We start from the raw sequence: 17,289 nt of genomic DNA on the forward strand, positions 1-17,289 counted from the left end.
CTTCCGCTACGCCATTTAACCTCTTTTTAATCTTTTGAGTTCTAAATCAACATTCTTTAATTCTTTCGCTAGATTAATTAAATCCTCAAAAACCCCTTTATCTTCACTTTCCTTTAGCTTTTTCTTTATAGTATGCATTTTATTCTCTAATCTATATTTTCTTATGTTATAAATATAATCTTTGATAGATGCTTCTATATTACCCTCTAATATTTCTAATTCTCTTATCTTAATCCATTCACTTTGAGAATTTGTATCTTTGCAATTGTATTCTACAAAATCCTCCAAGTGGTCTTTTTTTTCTTCTTTACCTTCTATTATAAGTCGGTAAATATTTTGATGCGCTTTTGAAATTAGCTCCTGTTCACTTATATTTTCTTTTATTAATTGAAAATATTCATCTTTTGTCATTAGTTTAAGAAGTTGCCTCTCTCCCTTAAGGTAAGCAGGCTCTATATATGATTTTGTTCCATTTTCTTCCTTATTATTCATAAAGTTTTCATCTTTTTGGAATTTTGTCACTTTTTTAGAAAGTAGGTCATATAATGCCTGCTCTCTTATTCCTGTTTCTTCTGAAATCTTCTTAACATAAACATCTTTTTCTATGGGATTTAACTCTGCTAATATTTCTGTAACTTTTTGCCCATATAAAATTACATGCTCGTTGTTAGTAAAATCTATTCCTTCTTTTGCTCTTTTTAACCTATATTCAATTAGTGGAAGAGATTCATCTATAAGTTTTAAAAAGGCTTCTTTACCATTACTTCTTATATACTCATCAGGATCTTTTCCTTTAGGAACTGTGAGTACTCTAACATCAAAACCTGCACTTCTTAAAATCTCTAATCCTCTTATGGTAGCATTTTGTCCTGCTGCATCAGCATCGTAAGATATTATAACCTTATCTGCATATCGCTTTAATAGTCTTGCTTGATTTAGTGTTAGTGCTGTACCTAGTGATGCAACTGCATTTTTAATTCCATGTTGGTGAAGAGATATACAATCCATATAACCTTCAACTATTACAAAATATCTTTCTGGAAGCCCATCTTTAATAGCAAAATTTAATCCATATAAATTAGTGCCTTTAACAAAGATTGAACTTTCTGGAGAATTAAGATATTTTGGCTTAGAATCATCTAGTACTCTACCTCCAAATCCTATTACTCTACCTTTAAAATCAAAAACCGGAAATACAACTCTATTTCTAAATCTATCATAATAGTTTCCTTTTTCTGATTTAATTATTAACCCTACTTCCTCAAGTATTGCCTCATTGTAACCTTTAGATTTTAAATAAAATCTTAAACTATTCCAATCATTTTTAGCAAAACCCAATCCAAAACTTTTAATTGTTTTTGAAGATAGCCCTCTATTTTGGAAGTAACTCATAACATCTCTACTTTTAAATAAATTAGAAAAAAAGAATCTAGCTGCCTCTGTATTAATCTTATACATCAACTCTTTTTTAATTGCAGTTGAATTTTTTTCTCCATTTTCTAAATTTAGAGGAATGTTAGCTTTATCTGCTAAAACTTTTATCGCTTCCATAAAGGTTAGTTTTTTACTTTTCATTAAGAAAGTAATAACATTTCCAGCTTCTCCACAACTAAAACACTTATAAATTTGTTTGTCCTGAGACACGGAAAAACTCGGAGTCTTATCATTATGAAATGGACATAACCCCATATAATTTCTTCCTGATCTCTTAAGCCTTACAGTTTCAGAAATGATTTCTACAATATCATTTTCCTGCTTTATCCTTTCTATCAATGCTTCTTGAATCTGCAAGGAGTTCCCCTCCTTACTTTGATATTTTTTTCAACAATTATATTTATATTCGACATAAATTTTATAAATCCTTCTTGGGAAATTTAATAAATATAGAAGTTTTTACGATTATTTGTTAAAAACAATCGTATACTCCTGTAAAATTTTCAAAATTCTTTCCGGCTTCACTTATTTTACCAAAAATCATCTTCTATTATTCTTAATTCTCTAATAAATTACAAACTTTGGAACATAAAGATTATTAAAGATATTAATACAATAATCGTCACTCATTCCTGCTATATAATCTGCAACTCCTCTATGTAATCCTTCTGCTTTCACTATGTTCTGATAAATTTCTGGCATTTCTTGTGGGTTTTTGTAAAAATGTTCTATTACATTCTCTAAGACAAACTTAGCTTTATTCCTTTCAACCTTTAATACGTCACCTAAATAAATATTTTTAAACATAAACTTTCTAAGTTCAGCCATAGCATCTCCAACTTCTTTACTTAAACTGACCTTAATATTATTATCATTTATGTTCTTTAATGTATTTTCTATACAATCATTAACTAATGTATCTACTCTTTCGCCATGGGTATTTCCTAAAACCTTTATAATTTCTTTAGGTAGCATATCTTCACTTAAAAGATTTGCTCTTATAGAATCATCTATGTCATGATTAATATATGCCATCTTATCACTATATTTCACAACTTGCCCTTCAAGAGTTTTTGCTTTTGCTTTTCCATTTGAAAATCCACTATGATTTAAAATCCCATCTATAACTTCAGCTGTTAAATTAAGCCCCTTGCCGTTTTTCTCTAATTTTTCAACCACTCTAACGCTTTGTTCATTATGTCTAAATCCACCTGGCAAAAATTCATTAAGAACTTCTTCTCCATTATGTGCAAAAGCAACATGACCTAAATCATGACCTAAAGTTATAGCCTCAACTAATATTTCATTTAACCCAATTCCTGCTGCAATTGTCCTTCCTATCTGTGCTACTTCTAAAGTGTGCGTTAATCTAGTCCTGTAATGATCTCCAAAAGTTTTTATATAAACCTGAGTTTTATGTTTCAAACGTCTAAAAGATTTAGAATGTATAACCCTATCTCTGTCTATCATATAATCAGTTCTAGTAACATCCTTTTCCTCAGGAGTATTCCTACCTAATGTTTTACTAGAAAAGGAGGCTTCTTTTATCAATGTCAACTCTTCATTTCTTTCAATTTTTTCCCTAATGTTCATATAATTCACCTCTTAAATTATTATTCTATATCAATCATAAAATTCCTTCATTTTTTAATCACTATATATTATTTATGAAAGTTTTTAATATTTTATTTCATATAATTATTTTATCCCTTAATTTTATTATCCATTAGAATAAATAAATAAATTCATTAATATCATATTAATAGGAGCTTTTAAAGAGGAGGTATTTATGGCAAAAGAGGCTGTAGATAAAAAAAGAGAGTTACTAAGTATATACGAGATTAAGGAATTTATTTTATCACAATATAATATTTTTGATTGCGACATTACTCCAGTAAAATTTAAGGATACTGCGAAACAACGCGCTGTATATAAAATTTCTTCTGTTTATGGGGATTTCTGTTTAAAAAAAGTTTATTATAGTGAACAGGATCTTCTTTTTGTGTACTCTGCAATTGAGTGGTATCACCAAAAAGGTATTAAAGTACCTAACCTAATACCAAATATAAATAAAGGAAGATATGTATCTTATAAGGACATGTTATTTATATTAACTCCTTGGGTTGATGGAGTGAAATGTGATTTTGATAACTTAGAACATGTTATATATTCAATAAGAAACCTAGCAACAATGCATAAGGAAGGAGAAAACTTTTTCCCTATTAACGGCGCAACTATTAGAAAGGGTTTTGATAATTTATACATATCTACAATGAAACACTTTTCTCACATGCTTAATTGTTCAAACTATGCATTTAAATACAAAGATAAATTTTCTAAGACCTATTTAAAACATTTTGACTCTAACGAATATTTAGCTAAAACATCATTAGAGATTCTTTCTACTGTAAACTTTGATAATCTTACAAAATCTCTATGTCACGGTGATTATGTTAATAAAAATATAATTTTCAATGTTGATGGTTATGTTTGGGTTATCGATTTTGACAAGTGTAGATATGATTATGTAGCAAAAGATATTTCCTATCTTTTGAGAAGATTATTAAAACGAGAAAATACTAAATGGAATGTGGAGCTAGCTTTATCTTTAATAAATAACTATTTATCAATTAATAAACTTAATAAAGATGATATAAAGTATATTTTAGCATATCTAATATTTCCACAAAAGTATTGGAAGCTTTCACGTGACTACTATAAAAATATAAAGAAGTGTAATAAAAATTCGTTTAATTTGCTTTTATCTAAAGTTGTTGATAGAACTGATTTTCAACTTAGTTTTTCAACTGACATAATAGCTGCAATTGAAGAAAATTATAAAATAAAGATAAGAGACTTCAAGTAAAATCTTGAAGTCCTTTTTATATCAATATTATGTTCAATTATTAACGTACTTACTTATGATAATCAAATATATAACTATATATTAATGTGATTTTATATTCTGTTAATTACTCTTTGCCTCAATAAAAAAATCCACACGCCTATTTTGAGTCATGCCTTCCTCGCTTCCATTATCTGCAACTGGGTGAAATTCACTATATCCAACTGCAGAAAACATATTCGAATTAAGTTTTGATATTTCAACAAGTTCTCTTAATACATTAACAGCTCTACTTGTGGATAACTCCCAGTTACTATCAAATTCTTTAGTCTTTATAGGTCTATTGTCTGTATGACCTTCTATCCTAACCATTCTAATTGTTTGTTTATACTCAATTAGCATTTCTGAAATCTTATTAAGTAAAGGTGCTGCATCAGAGTTAATATCTGCTTTACCTGACTCAAAAAATATAGAATCCTCAACTCTCAATAAAATTTGATAATTATCTATTTTAGTAACTTTTAATTGCTCAGAAAATCCGGACTCATCTACGTAAGCTTTAATCGATTCATATAAGCTGTTAAAATTTTCTTGATTCGGCAATATTGTAGCATCTAAAGGCTCTACAATTGCATTATTTGCTTTCTCCATATTGTTAATTTCAATCGCTTGACTCATCATTGCAAAAGAAAAAAGAATTACGAATATAGCTAATAAATCTGTCATTAAGTCACTATAACTATCCTGCCAATTAGCTTCTTCTTCATCACTGTTATTACCTTCGAATCTACTAAATCTTCCTGCTTTTCTCATTGTTGACTAAGCCACCTCGCTTGCTTGTCCTTTTCGTTTATTTCAGTCTTCTCATTTAAATCTACATTCATATATGTCGCTAATTTTTCTCTAACAAACTTGGGATTTTGTCCTTGCTGAATAGCTGCAAGACCTTCAATTAATAATTCTCGTCTTGTTTCCTCTTCTTCACTCATAAACTTTAGCCTTTTTGATAATGGAGAAAATACTACATAAGCTATAAATGCTCCATAAAAAGATGATACTAACTCAAGAGCCATCATTGGTCCGAGTTTAGTTGGATCATCTAAGTTATTTAACATTGGAATCAATCCTATATATGTACCAAGAAGCCCTAACGCTGGTGCTGTAGCCGCTATCATTCCAAGCATATTAGCTCCTTTGTTATGTCTTTGTCTCATAAAATATGTTGCACCCTCTAATGAATCTCTAAGCTGCTCTTCTTCAGCTCCATCGACTATTAATTGCAAACCTTTTTTTTAAAACTCATCATTAGTTTGCGCAATATAATCTTCAAGTGCCAAAAACCCTTGCCTTCTTGCTATCTCTGAAAGTGAAACTATGGTTCGGATATCTTCTTTTATATCATAGTTATCTTTTTTAAATGCTTTTTTCATAACTGGCATAAGCGTTTTTAGCCTTTTTGGAGGAAAAGCAACTATTACAGAGCCAACTGTTCCTCCCATAATAATAAATGCAGATGGTAAGTTCCAGAATGAACCTGGTTCTCCGGATACTATTATTGATCCAACCACAAAGGAAACTCCCACCATTAATCCAATGAACGTTGATCTTCCTCTTTTCGTCAATATGAAACCCTCCTAAATCTATATAATTTTATGCATATTGATATTTTTCCTGTAAAGTTATCTCTAAAAATCAATACTATGATATTAGTTTACTTTAAACCTAATATAAACTTTCATTTAACCTTCAGATTGAGACTCTTCATTAAGATTATCGTTATATTTCTCGATATATTTATACATTAGTTTTTTTCCATTACTATTAAAGTAAAAAAATCTAATATAATAATGTTGCCATTAATAAATATGACTGACTTGTCTCCTTATTAAAATGTAATTATACTAAAAATAAAATAGTGATAATTCATACTCTTATAAAAATAAAAGGATAAATGTATTTCAACATTTACCCTTTAAGCTTCATTATATCAACAAACTATTTTCTTGGATTTTTAACTTGTGCTTGAGCTGCTGCAAGTCTTGCTAGTGGAACTCTAAATGGTGAACAACTAACATAGTCTAAACCAATGTTATGGCAGAACTCAACTGATGATGGATCTCCACCATGTTCTCCACATATACCAAGTTTAATGTCTGGTCTAGTTGCTCTTCCTTTTTCAACTGCAATCTTAACTAATGTTCCAACTCCATTTTGATCTAACTTAGCAAATGGATCTTGCTCATATATTTTATTTTCATAGTAAGCATTTAGGAACTTAGCAGCGTCATCTCTTGAGAATCCAAATGTCATTTGAGTTAAGTCATTTGTTCCAAATGAGAAGAACTCTGCTTCTTTAGCAATTTCATCTGCAGTAATTGCAGCTCTAGGTATCTCTATCATAGTACCTACTTTATATTCTAACTCTGCTCCTGTTTCTTCTAATACTGCTTTGATAGTACTAATTACAACATCTTTAACAAACTTAAGCTCTTTTATTTCTCCAATAAGAGGAATCATTATTTCAGGAACTACATTGTATCCCTTATTGTTTTTAACTTCAATAGCAGCCTCTATAACTGCTCTTGTTTGCATTTCAGCTATTTCTGGATAAGAAACTGCTAAACGGCATCCTCTATGTCCCATCATTGGGTTAAATTCATGAAGACTTTCTACTGTAGCTTTTAAATCTTCAAAAGTTAATCCCATTTCTTTTGCCAATGCTTCTATGTCTTCATCAGAATGTGGTAAGAATTCATGTAGTGGTGGATCTAGGAATCTTATAGTAGCTGGTCTATCCTCTAGGGCTTCATATATTCCAACAAAGTCTCCTTTTTGCATAGGAAGAAGCTTTTCTAAGGCCTTTCTTCTTTGCTCTTCATTTTTAGCTACTATCATCTCTCTAACAGCCATTATTCTATCTTCTGCAAAGAACATATGCTCTGTTCTACATAATCCCACACCTTCAGCACCAAACTCAACAGCTTGCATAGTATCTTTTGGTGTATCTGCATTAGTTCTTACTTTTAACTTTCTAACTTCATCAGCCCAGCCCATGAAAGTTGCAAAATATCCTGATATTTCAGGTGCAACAGTTTTTAATGCTGTAGGATAAACATTTCCTGTTGATCCATCTATAGACAACCAATCTTCTGAAGTTAAAACTTTTCCATTAACTTCTACTGTCTTAGCTGATTCATTAACTTTAATAGCTCCACAACCTGCAACACAGCAAGTTCCCATTCCTCTTGCAACAACCGCAGCATGAGAAGTCATTCCTCCTCTTACTGTAAGTATACCTTGTGCTGCAATCATACCTTCTATGTCTTCTGGTGAAGTTTCTAGTCTAACTAAGATAACCTTTTCACCATTTTCAGCTCTTAATTTAGCTTCTTCGGCAGTAAATGCTATTTTTCCTGAAGCAGCTCCTGGTGATGCTGGTAATCCTTTAGCTATTACTTCAGTGTTCTTTAATTCAATTTCATCAAAGTTTGGATGAAGTAATGAATCTAATTGCTTAGGTTCAACTTTTAATATAGCTTCTTCTTTAGTAAGCATTCCTTCTTCAACTAAATCTACAGCTATTTTAAGTGCAGCCTGAGCTGTTCTCTTTCCATTTCTTGTTTGTAGGAAATATAATTTCCCGTCTTCTATAGTTATCTCCATATCTTGCATATCTTTGTAGTGAGTTTCTAATGTATTAACAATATCTTCGAACTGTTTATATATTTCTGGATTTTGAACTTGTAATTTAGAAATTGGGAGTGGTGTTCTAATACCTGCAACAACGTCTTCACCTTGTGCATTCATTAAGTATTCACCATATATAGCATTTTCGCCTGTTGCTGGGTTTCTTGAGAAAGCAACCCCTGTTCCTGAAGTTTCCCCTTTGTTACCAAATACCATCTCTTGAACATTTACAGCAGTTCCCCATGCTCCTGGAATGTCATTAAGTCTTCTATAAACTATAGCTCTAGGATTATCCCATGATCTAAATACAGCTGTAACTGATTCTATTAACTGTACTTTAGGATCTTGTGGGAACTCTTCTCCCTTTTCTTTCTTATAAAGAGCCTTATATCTTTTTACTAACTCTTTTAAGTCATCAGCAGTTAAATCAGTGTCAAGATGAACATCATTTTCTTCTTTCATCTCATCGATAAGATTTTCAAATAATCTTTTCTCAACATCCATAACTACATCTGAGAACATTTGTATGAATCTTCTGTATGAATCATAAGCAAATCTTGGATTGTTTGTAAGCTTTGCCATTGCTTCAACAGATTCATCATTTAACCCTAAATTTAATATTGTATCCATCATCCCCGGCATTGATGCTCTTGCTCCAGATCTTACTGAAACAAGAAGAGGTTTTTCAACATTTCCAAATTCTTTGCCAGTGATTTTTTCAAGTTCATGCATTTTCTCATAAATTTCATCTATAACTTCGTTAGCTATAACTCTACCATCATCATAATATTTGTTACATGCTTCAGTCGTTACTGTAAAACCTTGTGGTACTGGTATTCCAAGAGTTGTCATTTCTGCTAAGTTAGCACCCTTTCCCCCTAAAAGGTTTTTCATTGATGCATTTCCCTCACTAAAAAGGTACACGTACTTCTTTTCTTCCATCTCAATACTCCTCCGTTCGATACGAAAATTATTGTTATATATACTAACGGGACTTTCCCGAAAGTTGCACTATTAACTATCTCCTAGTCTTACAAAAAGCTTCGTAATGTTTGTTTTGGATACCTTCCCTACCATTTTTATTATCTCTCTATCTTCTCGTGCTTCTCTTTCTATAATTGGAATGCTATCAATTTCATGTTCTATTATTTTCTTTGCCACAACAAACGCCGAATCCTCTGGACTAGCATAAATTATATTAGGCATCCTTGTCATTATGACGCCTACAGGTACCTTATGTATATCTGTACCTCCAATTGCTATCTTTAGAAAGTCTTTTCTAGAAACAGCTCCAGTCAAATTTCCATCGTTTTCAACAAAAAGAGTTCCAACATCCTTAAGGAAAAGATACACAATAGCGTCATATACCATAGTCTCTTCTGAAACAATTGTTGGCTTTGACATTATATCTTTAACCTTTATGTTGGAAATAAAATCATAAACTCGACTTTTTGTAGTTTTCGATGAATATACATATCCTACCTTAGGTCTTGCATCTAATATTCCCATCATTGTTAATACAGATAAATCTGGTCTTATTGCCGCTCTTGTTACTCCTAATTTTTCTGCTAAGGCTTCTGATGTTATAGGCTGTCCTTCTTTCACCAACCTAATGATTTCTTCTTGTCTATTGGAAAACTTCATACTATCCCTCGTTTCATCAAGGAATATTCAGACAATTCAAATTAGTTATAATATTTACAAGATTATTATAACATGTTATACAACTTTTACTATACTAAATTTTCTGAATAATTAATTAAATTTACTGAATATTCCCATGATTCTTTAATTTTCATCTCATTAATGTTAATTTGCTTCTATTTTCTTTATTTTACAGTCTTATCAATCTGTTTCTTTTTCTTCTTCTTCAAAATTAACAGTGTAGGTATAAAAAGTTTCTTCTTCATTTGAGCTTTTTTGGGTATTACTTTTGTTATAAGCTCCGTTTTTCACTTCTGAAACTTTGCTTTTTATACTTTCTGCAACATCTGATGCTTTGTCTTTTATATCATCATATGCCCCTTTTATATACTTATTTACTACTTCAACTTCTCCATTTTCTCTAGTTATCTCAATAGTAAGCTTAGTAACTATAGCCGTAACTACTCCTATAGCTAATAATTGTGGAAGCATTATAGCTATAACCCCTGCTGCTACTCCAGCATTTACAGGTATATCTACAACAGTTCTATCATCTTTTTTAATTTTGATTCTTGTAACATTTCCTTTTCGAACTACTTCTTTGATATAAGCTTTAAATTCTTCAAAGCTTTCATATTTTCCTTCTTTTTGAGATTCTTTTTCTGATGTTTTTATATTTTCCAAATATATTATAGCTTCTAAAACATCTCCGTCGCATTGTTCTAAAGCATATTTTGCCTCAGCATAAGTAGTATTAGTTCTTTCTCTTACTTTATCTACTTTTTCTAATGTTATTTCACTCACAGCTATCTCTCCTTTATATATTCTAACATTTCTAAACTTTTAGGTTTTTTAGCATAGTTTGAAGAAAAGATACTTGATGTTACTTTAAATATCTCATCCTTAATTTCTGTATTTACATTAACCCTATGAACCTTATCCATTGGTGAAGAATTTAGAAACCTTAATACATTATAAGCGGCAGTAGAAATACGAATACTATATTCTTTCGTACATTCTCCACATATTCCTCCATAATTTGCAAGACTGATGTAACTACTAGTATTAATCTTTTTGCCACAGTTTGCACAGTTATTAAGGTTCAAACCATATCCTGTAGACTTAAGCAGTTTAAGTTCAAAGCTTCTTACTAAAAGTTCATAGTCTATGGCATCAGTATTTAATAAATATAAACAAGTAACAAAATCCTTAAATAAGTTTGGATTACTTTCTCCATCTATTAAAGATATATCTATAAGTTCACAAAGATAAGATGAATAAGTAAGCTTTTCTAAATTACCTAATAACCCTTGAAAGGAATTAATAATCTTCCCTTCTGATAAAGAGTAAAGATTTTTACCTCTAAACATCATATACTCTCCATAACATAAAGGAAGTGTTATAGAAAAATGTTTACTTTTAGCTTTCTTTGCACCTTTTGCAATTGTAGTAATTTTTCCAGACTTTTCTGTAAAAACCCAAACTAATTTATCATTTTCCTTAAAATCCTGGGTTTTTATAATAACTCCTTGAGTTTCAAAAAGTGACATATCTCCACCCGCTTACTTAAGCTTCTTATAACCTAGATCTTTGAGTAGTAGCGGATTATCTCTCCACTCTTTTCTAACTTTAACCCAAATCTTTAAGTTTACTTTTTCTCTTAAGAAACGTTCTATTTCATATCTTGCCGTTTCTCCAATCTTCTTTAAACTCTGTCCATTCTTACCTATAATTATACCCTTATGAGAGTCTTTTTCGCAGATTAAATCTACTTCTATTGTATACATTCCCTTGTCGTTTTGTTTCATTTGAATTATATCTACAGCAATACCATGTGGAACCTCATCTCTAAGGGTCTTTAAGGCTTTTTCTCTAACAATTTCAGCTACAACAAACTTTTCTTGTACATCTGTGATCATATCTTCAGGATAGTACTTAGGACCTTCTGGTAAATACTTAACTATTAATTCTTTAAGTGTATCTACGTTTTTACCCTTTAAGGCAGATATAGGTATTATTTCAGCAAACTCAAATTCTTTTGAATAGTTTACTAAAGTTTCAGCAACTTTATCATGAGTGTTTTCATCTACTTTGTTAACTACAAGAAAAACAGGAGCTTTTTGATTTTTTAAAGACTCTAATATGAATCTATCTCCTCTTCCAATTGTTACATCTGGAGTTATTAAAAATAACACTACATCTACATCTTTTATAGAATCCTTCGCTGAGTTAACCATGTATTCGCCTAGCTTATGTTTTGGTTTATGTATTCCAGGAGTATCAACAAACACTATTTGATACTCCTCCTCAGTCAATATAGTTTGTATATTATTTCTAGTTGTTTGGGGTTTATTAGAAACTATTGATAGCTTCTCTCCCATAATATAGTTAGTTAAAGTGGACTTCCCTACATTTGGTCTTCCCACTATAGTTATAAAACCTGATTTAAACATTCTTCCTCCTAAACCTCAAGATCCTTTTTAGTAAACGATCCTGGTAACATTTCATCTAATGTTTTTATTATATAATCTTTTGAATTTTTTACTATTATCACTTTTATATTTTCATTTTCTGCAAATTCAGCCATTACCTGTCTGCATATACCACAAGGTGCAGTATACTTTTCTGTATCACCTATAACGGCTATTGCTTTTAATGTTCTATTGCCTTTTGATACTGCATTAAATATTGCTGTTCTTTCAGCACAATTTGTTGCTCCAAAAGAAGCATTCTCTATATTACATCCTTTATATATGTTTCCATCTTCAAATAAAGCAGCTGCTCCTACCTTAAATTTTGAATAAGGAACGTAAGCTTGCTCTCTAATCTCTATAGCAGCTAAAACCAGCTCTTCAACATTTATATCCATACGTAATCCTCCTCTTATTTTAACTAAAAAGCTTAAAAATTATGAAAGTCATAACCGTTCCAAAAATGGCTCCAACGATAACTTCTGCCACAGAATGTACTTCTGAGTCTACCCTGCTCTGGGCTGTTATAAAGGCCATTATGAAGCTTAAGCTTATTATAATAGGCTCCTCTGTTATTAAAGAAATCGCTGTAGCTAATGAAAACGCTAACGCACTATGTCCTGATGGCATACCACCTTTTAATGGCGTTCCTTCACCAAATATAGCTTTCACTATTATTGTTGCAATACACACTATAATCAATACAATAAATATCATATAAGGATGAGAGTTTTTTATTTTGTTTACCACCTCAAATGTTGCTCTATTTAACTTATCCCAAAATATTATATATCCAACTAGTATCGCATTAACTGCTGTTATCAAAACTCCTCCAGCAGCAGCATTTTTAGCTATTTTAGCTAAAGGGTGATAAAAATTTGTGGTAGAGTCTATGGCATACTCTATAGCAGTATTTATTAATTCTGCACTTATTACCATTGTTATAGTTACTGCCAATATAAGAAACTCAACCTTAGAAATATCATAAAAGAAACATGCTCCTAAAACACATATTGCTGCGAACATGTGGATTTTCATATTTCTTTGAGTTCTTACAGAATGAATTATACCATTTATAGCATGATTAAAGCTATCCACCAAATTTTTAACCTTCATAATCTCACCCCTCTAACCTCTTGTTATATTTAACTTGTTAAGTATAGCCTCTTCTCTATCTCTCATTACTTGCTTTTCATCCTCTTCCATATGATCATATCCTAGAAGATGCAAAACAGAGTGAACTGCTAAATAAGCAGCTTCTCTATCATAGGAATGATTATACTCTTCACTCTGTTCAACAGCTTTTTCTAAAGATATTACTATATCCCCAAGTACTAACTCTTCACCATCAAAATAAGTTTCATCAAACTCATAATTACTATATTGCTCTTTAAATACTTTTCCCTTTTCATAGTCTATCATTGGGAAACTTAATACATCTGTTTCCTTATCTATAGATCTTGTTTCTCTATTTATATCTTTTATCTCATCATTATCAACAAATATTAAAGATATCTGAGTTTCACACTTTACCTCTTCTTCTTTAAGTGCAAACTCTATAGTACTTTCTATAAACTCTTGAAATTCTTTAGTCACTTCTAATTTAGATTGTCTATTATCAGTATATACCAATTTATTTTACTCCTTTTTCTTCTGTGGGATATTCAATTCTCTCATGATATATTCCACTTAAAACTTTTAAAAAACATTGTCTTATTTTGGTTAAGTCTTTTAAAGTTAAATCACAGTTGTCTAACTGACCTGAATGCAACTTATCTTTAATTATATTATTAACCATTTCCTCTATTTTCCCCTTTGTTGGTTCACTTATACTCCTTACCGCAGCTTCTACAGAATCAGCTAACATTATTATTCCAGCTTCTTTGCTTTCTGGTATTGGTCCTGGATATCTAAAATCAGCTTCCTTAACTTCTTCTCCACCCTCTGGAGAGTTTTTCATCTTATAATAAAAATACTTAACCAAGGTTGTACCATGATGTTGAGCTATAATATCTCTTATCACCTTTGGCAAATTGTACTCTTTAGCCATCTCAAGTCCATCTTTAACATGGGATGTTATAATTAATGTACTTAAGTTCGGAGTTATTTTATCGTGAGGATTGTCTTTCCCTATTTGGTTTTCTTTAAAGAAATAAGGTCTTTTTGTTTTTCCTATATCATGATAAAAAGAACCTATTCTAGCTAATACTGAGTTACCGCCTATCTCTTCTGCTGCAAGCTCTGCTAAATTAGATACCAAAACTGAGTGATGATAAGTACCTGGTGCTTCCATTAAAAGTTTCTTAAGCAGCGGACTATTAGGATTAGATAGTTCTAGTAACTTAACAGTAGTTACTATATCAAACGTAGTTTCAAATACGGGTAAAAATCCTATAGCAAGTATTCCCGATAAAAGTATACCGACTCCCCCCATAGCTGTACTTTCAAGCACTTCCATCATATCATTTGATAATAATGTACCTGTTGAAAATGTAAGCACTGCACACATAAGTGCTATATAGGCAGTTGATAAAAGAATATCATTTCTTTGTTGCATTTTTCTTAGTGAAGTTGAACCTAAAACACTTGAAACAAAAGCTAAAATCATAACTTCTGGCTTAAAGCTTATAACTCCACTTATTAGAACACAGTTTAGCAAACTTACTACTAAACTTATTTTATAGTTCAATAACAAAGTTAGCATTATTGGTCCAAATATCATTGGAACTAAATAAGGTGATATAAGAGCCGTACTTCTTGCTAAAACTAAAGATATTATGTTAATTATGCTTATAAGTATTAGATTGTTTGTGTTATCAAAAATCTTTCTGTAATATTTATAAATATAAAAATATTCAATAGTTAATATTACAGCAACAAATATACCTAATACAAAATATACATATAAACTATCTCCTGCTGCAGAATTTTTAAGAAGTCCTAATTCATTTAGAAGCTCTATCTGAGACTCAGTAACAGGTTCTCCTTCTTTTACTATAGTTTGATTTTTCTTTATTACTATCTTAGGAACATTTTTCTGCGCTTCTTGAATTTTTTCATCAGTTTTTTCTTTATCATAAAAGAAGTTAGGTTTTATTTGAGAAGTTATAAGAAGATTCAGTATATCTCTAGGTCTTCTATTAAAACTACTGTTGTTTAAGTTGTTTTCAACTTCATTTTTTGCAGCTTGTATATCTTCTGCCTTATCTTCTTCTATGTTCTTTTTGTAAACAAGTCCTATTATCTCTAAGGACTTATTTTGAAATAAAGTGATGTCCTCTTTGGAAACTGAAAGTAAATATTTATAGTCTTCATCATCTAACTTAACTATATTTAATGTTTTTATAGCAGCTATTTTGTCATTCTCTTGAGCTGTAGAATCTTTAAGTGCTATTATCTTTTGAAAAAAGTTTTTTATGTTATCCTCTGATGTTTTTAATACATCTGTTTTCAATGTATACTGTTTATCTATTTGCTGAACAACTTCATCTTCCTTAGCTTTTGTAGCCATTTGATCTATTGTATCTCTAGGAGCCTTTATATCTGCATTAGCTATATCCCCTGGGTTTAAATTATATTTCTTAGTAACTATAGCAGTCATTAAAATCAAAAAAGCTAATAAGAAGGTGACGAAGAAAGTTAAAACTCTTTTTAGTTGTATATTTCTTTGGTTATCCAATTTCTTAGCCATAGTTTCACCTACTTTTTATTATTAAAGTTAATTGTTCATTTGTGATATATCTTGCTCTACTATAAACTTATTTTTTATTATGATTTTTCCATCCCCTATGTTTTCAACATCTTGAATTTCTTGTACTATGGTATCTTTCTTATCAATCTCTTTTAAAACTGCCTCTCTTGATTTATTTAGCACATCAAGCTTAACCTCATCTTCGTTTAAGTTTAGCTCTTTCTCTGACACCTCATAATAAACTTCACTTTTTATAAAGTTATCTTTGACTTCTATTTTATCATAGTCCTTATATGTTTTTATAGGCTTTTTTAGATAAATTTTCTTTCCTAGAACTTCGACATATATAGCTTTGTCTTTTTCTCCTGTTCTCTCTTTTGACTTACCGCTTATTTGTACCTCTAATATCTTTTCATAGGCCGTATTTGCCATAACCTTACCTTCTGCTTTAGTTGGATATTCAAGCCCTTCTTTTCCTTGATATGGCTTTATAAGCAAATCTCCTGCTTTAACTATATCACCAGGCTTAACAACAGCAGTTCCTGAAATTGTATAAATCCTTTTTATGACCCCGTCCATCTTAGCAATTACACCTTCATTGTCTTCTTTTTCCTTAATCTCTGGTGGGTTTACCTTCTCTTCTATATCTACCTTTAAGGTAGATCCTTCTATTCTTGCTTTTACCCACATTATATCGCTATTAGTGTCCTCTAGCTGCTTTTCTAAAGCATAAACATCTAAAGATGTTTTCTTAACACCAGGTTTTACATTTAATGAATTTAATTGTCTTCTAATCTCAAAAGGTGACAATATTTTTTTAGTGTTAATCTCTATGCTCCAAATATATGTAGACAAGTAGAACATAACCCCCAAAAATATTATTCCAGCTACACATAAAGAAACTTGCCTTTTAGCTTTTATAAGATAAAAAGCTAACCCTTTTTTTCCAACAACCTTAACTTTTGCATTTATTCTTTTTGCTATAGTTTGAACTTCTTTAAGGTCTACTAAGTTTATCTCCACAAGAAATGTTGTTAAATCAACTTTTCTAATATTTTTAGAATAAATGCCATGACTCCAAAGTAAATTGATAAATTTCTCTGGAATCATAGCTCTTACCTCTATAGTTATTGTTCCCTTTTTAAGTTTTTTTAATATCTCCATTTACCCCATCCCCTCATAAATTACTGATTTGAACTCTCCTTGAATTACTATAGTCTGCCCTCCAATAAAAGCTATCTCAAAGTCTTTTCCATTTATGGTTATAGTCCCTATTTTAGAATTTATCTTTATATACTCTCTTTCAAAGGCTATTATCCCTTTATGATTCTCTATAGATATTTCATTATTACTTGAGATAGTTATTTTCGGCGTACTTAATATTACATCATTTGGTATTTCTAGGTTTTCAGCTAACTTCATTTTTGCTCTATTCCACTTAGACTCCATAAAACCCCTCAAAAAAAAATCATTTCATATTAATTTATGATGATGTGGTTTATTAAATTACAAATTTT

Annotated in this window: 17 protein-coding genes; 1 reads left to right on the plus strand and 16 read right to left on the minus strand. The window is 30.6% G+C overall.

Going from position 1 to position 17,289, the window contains the following annotated elements; all coding sequences use genetic code 11:
* Positions 1–15 precede the first annotated feature (15 nt).
* Both dnaG and P8F83_RS11115 read right to left on the minus strand, forming a co-directional pair.
* Positions 16–1,791: a DNA primase gene (dnaG, locus tag P8F83_RS11110; protein WP_073018819.1), complete on the minus strand. Its 1,776-nt coding sequence runs from the start codon at positions 1,789–1,791 to the stop codon at positions 16–18.
* 207 nt (positions 1,792–1,998) lie between these two features.
* A complete protein-coding gene (locus P8F83_RS11115; RefSeq protein WP_073018816.1) occupies positions 1,999–3,027 on the minus strand; it encodes a deoxyguanosinetriphosphate triphosphohydrolase in 1,029 nt (342 codons plus the stop codon).
* 196 nt (positions 3,028–3,223) lie between these two features.
* Here P8F83_RS11115 and P8F83_RS11120 point away from each other — a divergent pair, with 196 nt between their 5' ends.
* A complete protein-coding gene (locus tag P8F83_RS11120) occupies positions 3,224–4,300 on the plus strand; it encodes a CotS family spore coat protein (RefSeq protein ID WP_326514649.1) in 1,077 nt (358 codons plus the stop codon).
* 102 nt (positions 4,301–4,402) lie between these two features.
* Here the strand turns inward: P8F83_RS11120 and P8F83_RS11125 are convergent, their stop codons facing one another.
* The 14 genes from P8F83_RS11125 to yqfC all read right to left on the minus strand — a co-directional run bounded on the left by P8F83_RS11125 (position 4,403) and on the right by yqfC (position 17,221).
* Complete coding sequence (locus tag P8F83_RS11125) at positions 4,403–5,092, minus strand: OmpA/MotB family protein (RefSeq protein WP_326514650.1); 690 nt, start codon at positions 5,090–5,092, stop codon at positions 4,403–4,405.
* The gene (locus P8F83_RS11130) at positions 5,089–5,562 is read right to left on the minus strand and encodes a motility protein A (RefSeq protein ID WP_326514651.1); all 474 of its coding nucleotides are present in this window, start codon (positions 5,560–5,562) and stop codon (positions 5,089–5,091) included. The genes P8F83_RS11125 and P8F83_RS11130 overlap by 4 nt, the downstream gene beginning before the upstream one ends.
* 9 nt (positions 5,563–5,571) lie before the next feature.
* Positions 5,572–5,901, minus strand: a complete 330-nt coding sequence (locus P8F83_RS11135; protein WP_326514652.1) for a motility protein A — start codon at positions 5,899–5,901, stop codon at positions 5,572–5,574.
* A 373-nt stretch (positions 5,902–6,274) separates the two neighbouring features.
* Positions 6,275–8,908 (minus strand): pyruvate, phosphate dikinase, encoded by a 2,634-nt coding sequence (ppdK, locus tag P8F83_RS11140; protein WP_326514653.1) that lies wholly within the window; start codon positions 8,906–8,908, stop codon positions 6,275–6,277.
* Positions 8,909–8,980: 72 nt separating this feature from the next.
* Positions 8,981–9,610, minus strand: a complete 630-nt coding sequence (locus P8F83_RS11145) for a transcriptional regulator CcpN (RefSeq protein WP_238902516.1) — start codon at positions 9,608–9,610, stop codon at positions 8,981–8,983.
* A gap of 201 nt (positions 9,611–9,811) precedes the next feature.
* Positions 9,812–10,414, minus strand: coding sequence for a DUF4342 domain-containing protein (locus P8F83_RS11150; RefSeq protein ID WP_073018799.1), 603 nt, complete (start codon positions 10,412–10,414; stop codon positions 9,812–9,814).
* A 2-nt stretch (positions 10,415–10,416) separates the two neighbouring features.
* Entirely contained in the window at positions 10,417–11,160 is a 744-nt protein-coding gene (recO, locus tag P8F83_RS11155; protein ID WP_326514654.1) for a DNA repair protein RecO, read from the minus strand.
* Positions 11,161–11,172: 12 nt separating this feature from the next.
* On the minus strand, positions 11,173–12,063 hold the full coding sequence (era, locus tag P8F83_RS11160; RefSeq protein ID WP_073018794.1) for a GTPase Era: 891 nt from the start codon (positions 12,061–12,063) through the stop codon (positions 11,173–11,175).
* 8 nt (positions 12,064–12,071) lie between these two features.
* Positions 12,072–12,479, minus strand: coding sequence for a cytidine deaminase (locus P8F83_RS11165; RefSeq protein ID WP_420022611.1), 408 nt, complete (start codon positions 12,477–12,479; stop codon positions 12,072–12,074).
* A gap of 19 nt (positions 12,480–12,498) precedes the next feature.
* Positions 12,499–13,197: a diacylglycerol kinase gene (locus P8F83_RS11170; protein ID WP_073018790.1), complete on the minus strand. Its 699-nt coding sequence runs from the start codon at positions 13,195–13,197 to the stop codon at positions 12,499–12,501.
* 12 nt (positions 13,198–13,209) lie between these two features.
* Entirely contained in the window at positions 13,210–13,713 is a 504-nt protein-coding gene (gene ybeY / locus P8F83_RS11175) for an rRNA maturation RNase YbeY (protein WP_315109619.1), read from the minus strand.
* A 1-nt stretch (position 13,714) separates the two neighbouring features.
* The gene (locus tag P8F83_RS11180; protein WP_326514655.1) at positions 13,715–15,772 is read right to left on the minus strand and encodes an HD family phosphohydrolase; all 2,058 of its coding nucleotides are present in this window, start codon (positions 15,770–15,772) and stop codon (positions 13,715–13,717) included.
* Positions 15,773–15,799: 27 nt separating this feature from the next.
* Complete coding sequence (gene yqfD, locus P8F83_RS11185) at positions 15,800–16,936, minus strand: sporulation protein YqfD (RefSeq protein ID WP_326514656.1); 1,137 nt, start codon at positions 16,934–16,936, stop codon at positions 15,800–15,802.
* Positions 16,937–17,221, minus strand: a complete 285-nt coding sequence (gene yqfC / locus P8F83_RS11190; RefSeq protein WP_021801015.1) for a sporulation protein YqfC — start codon at positions 17,219–17,221, stop codon at positions 16,937–16,939.
* Positions 17,222–17,289 lie beyond the last annotated feature (68 nt).

Origin of the sequence: Clostridium intestinale (genome assembly GCF_035905475.1) — a bacterium.
Taxonomy (GTDB): domain Bacteria; phylum Bacillota; class Clostridia; order Clostridiales; family Clostridiaceae; genus Clostridium_T; species Clostridium_T intestinale.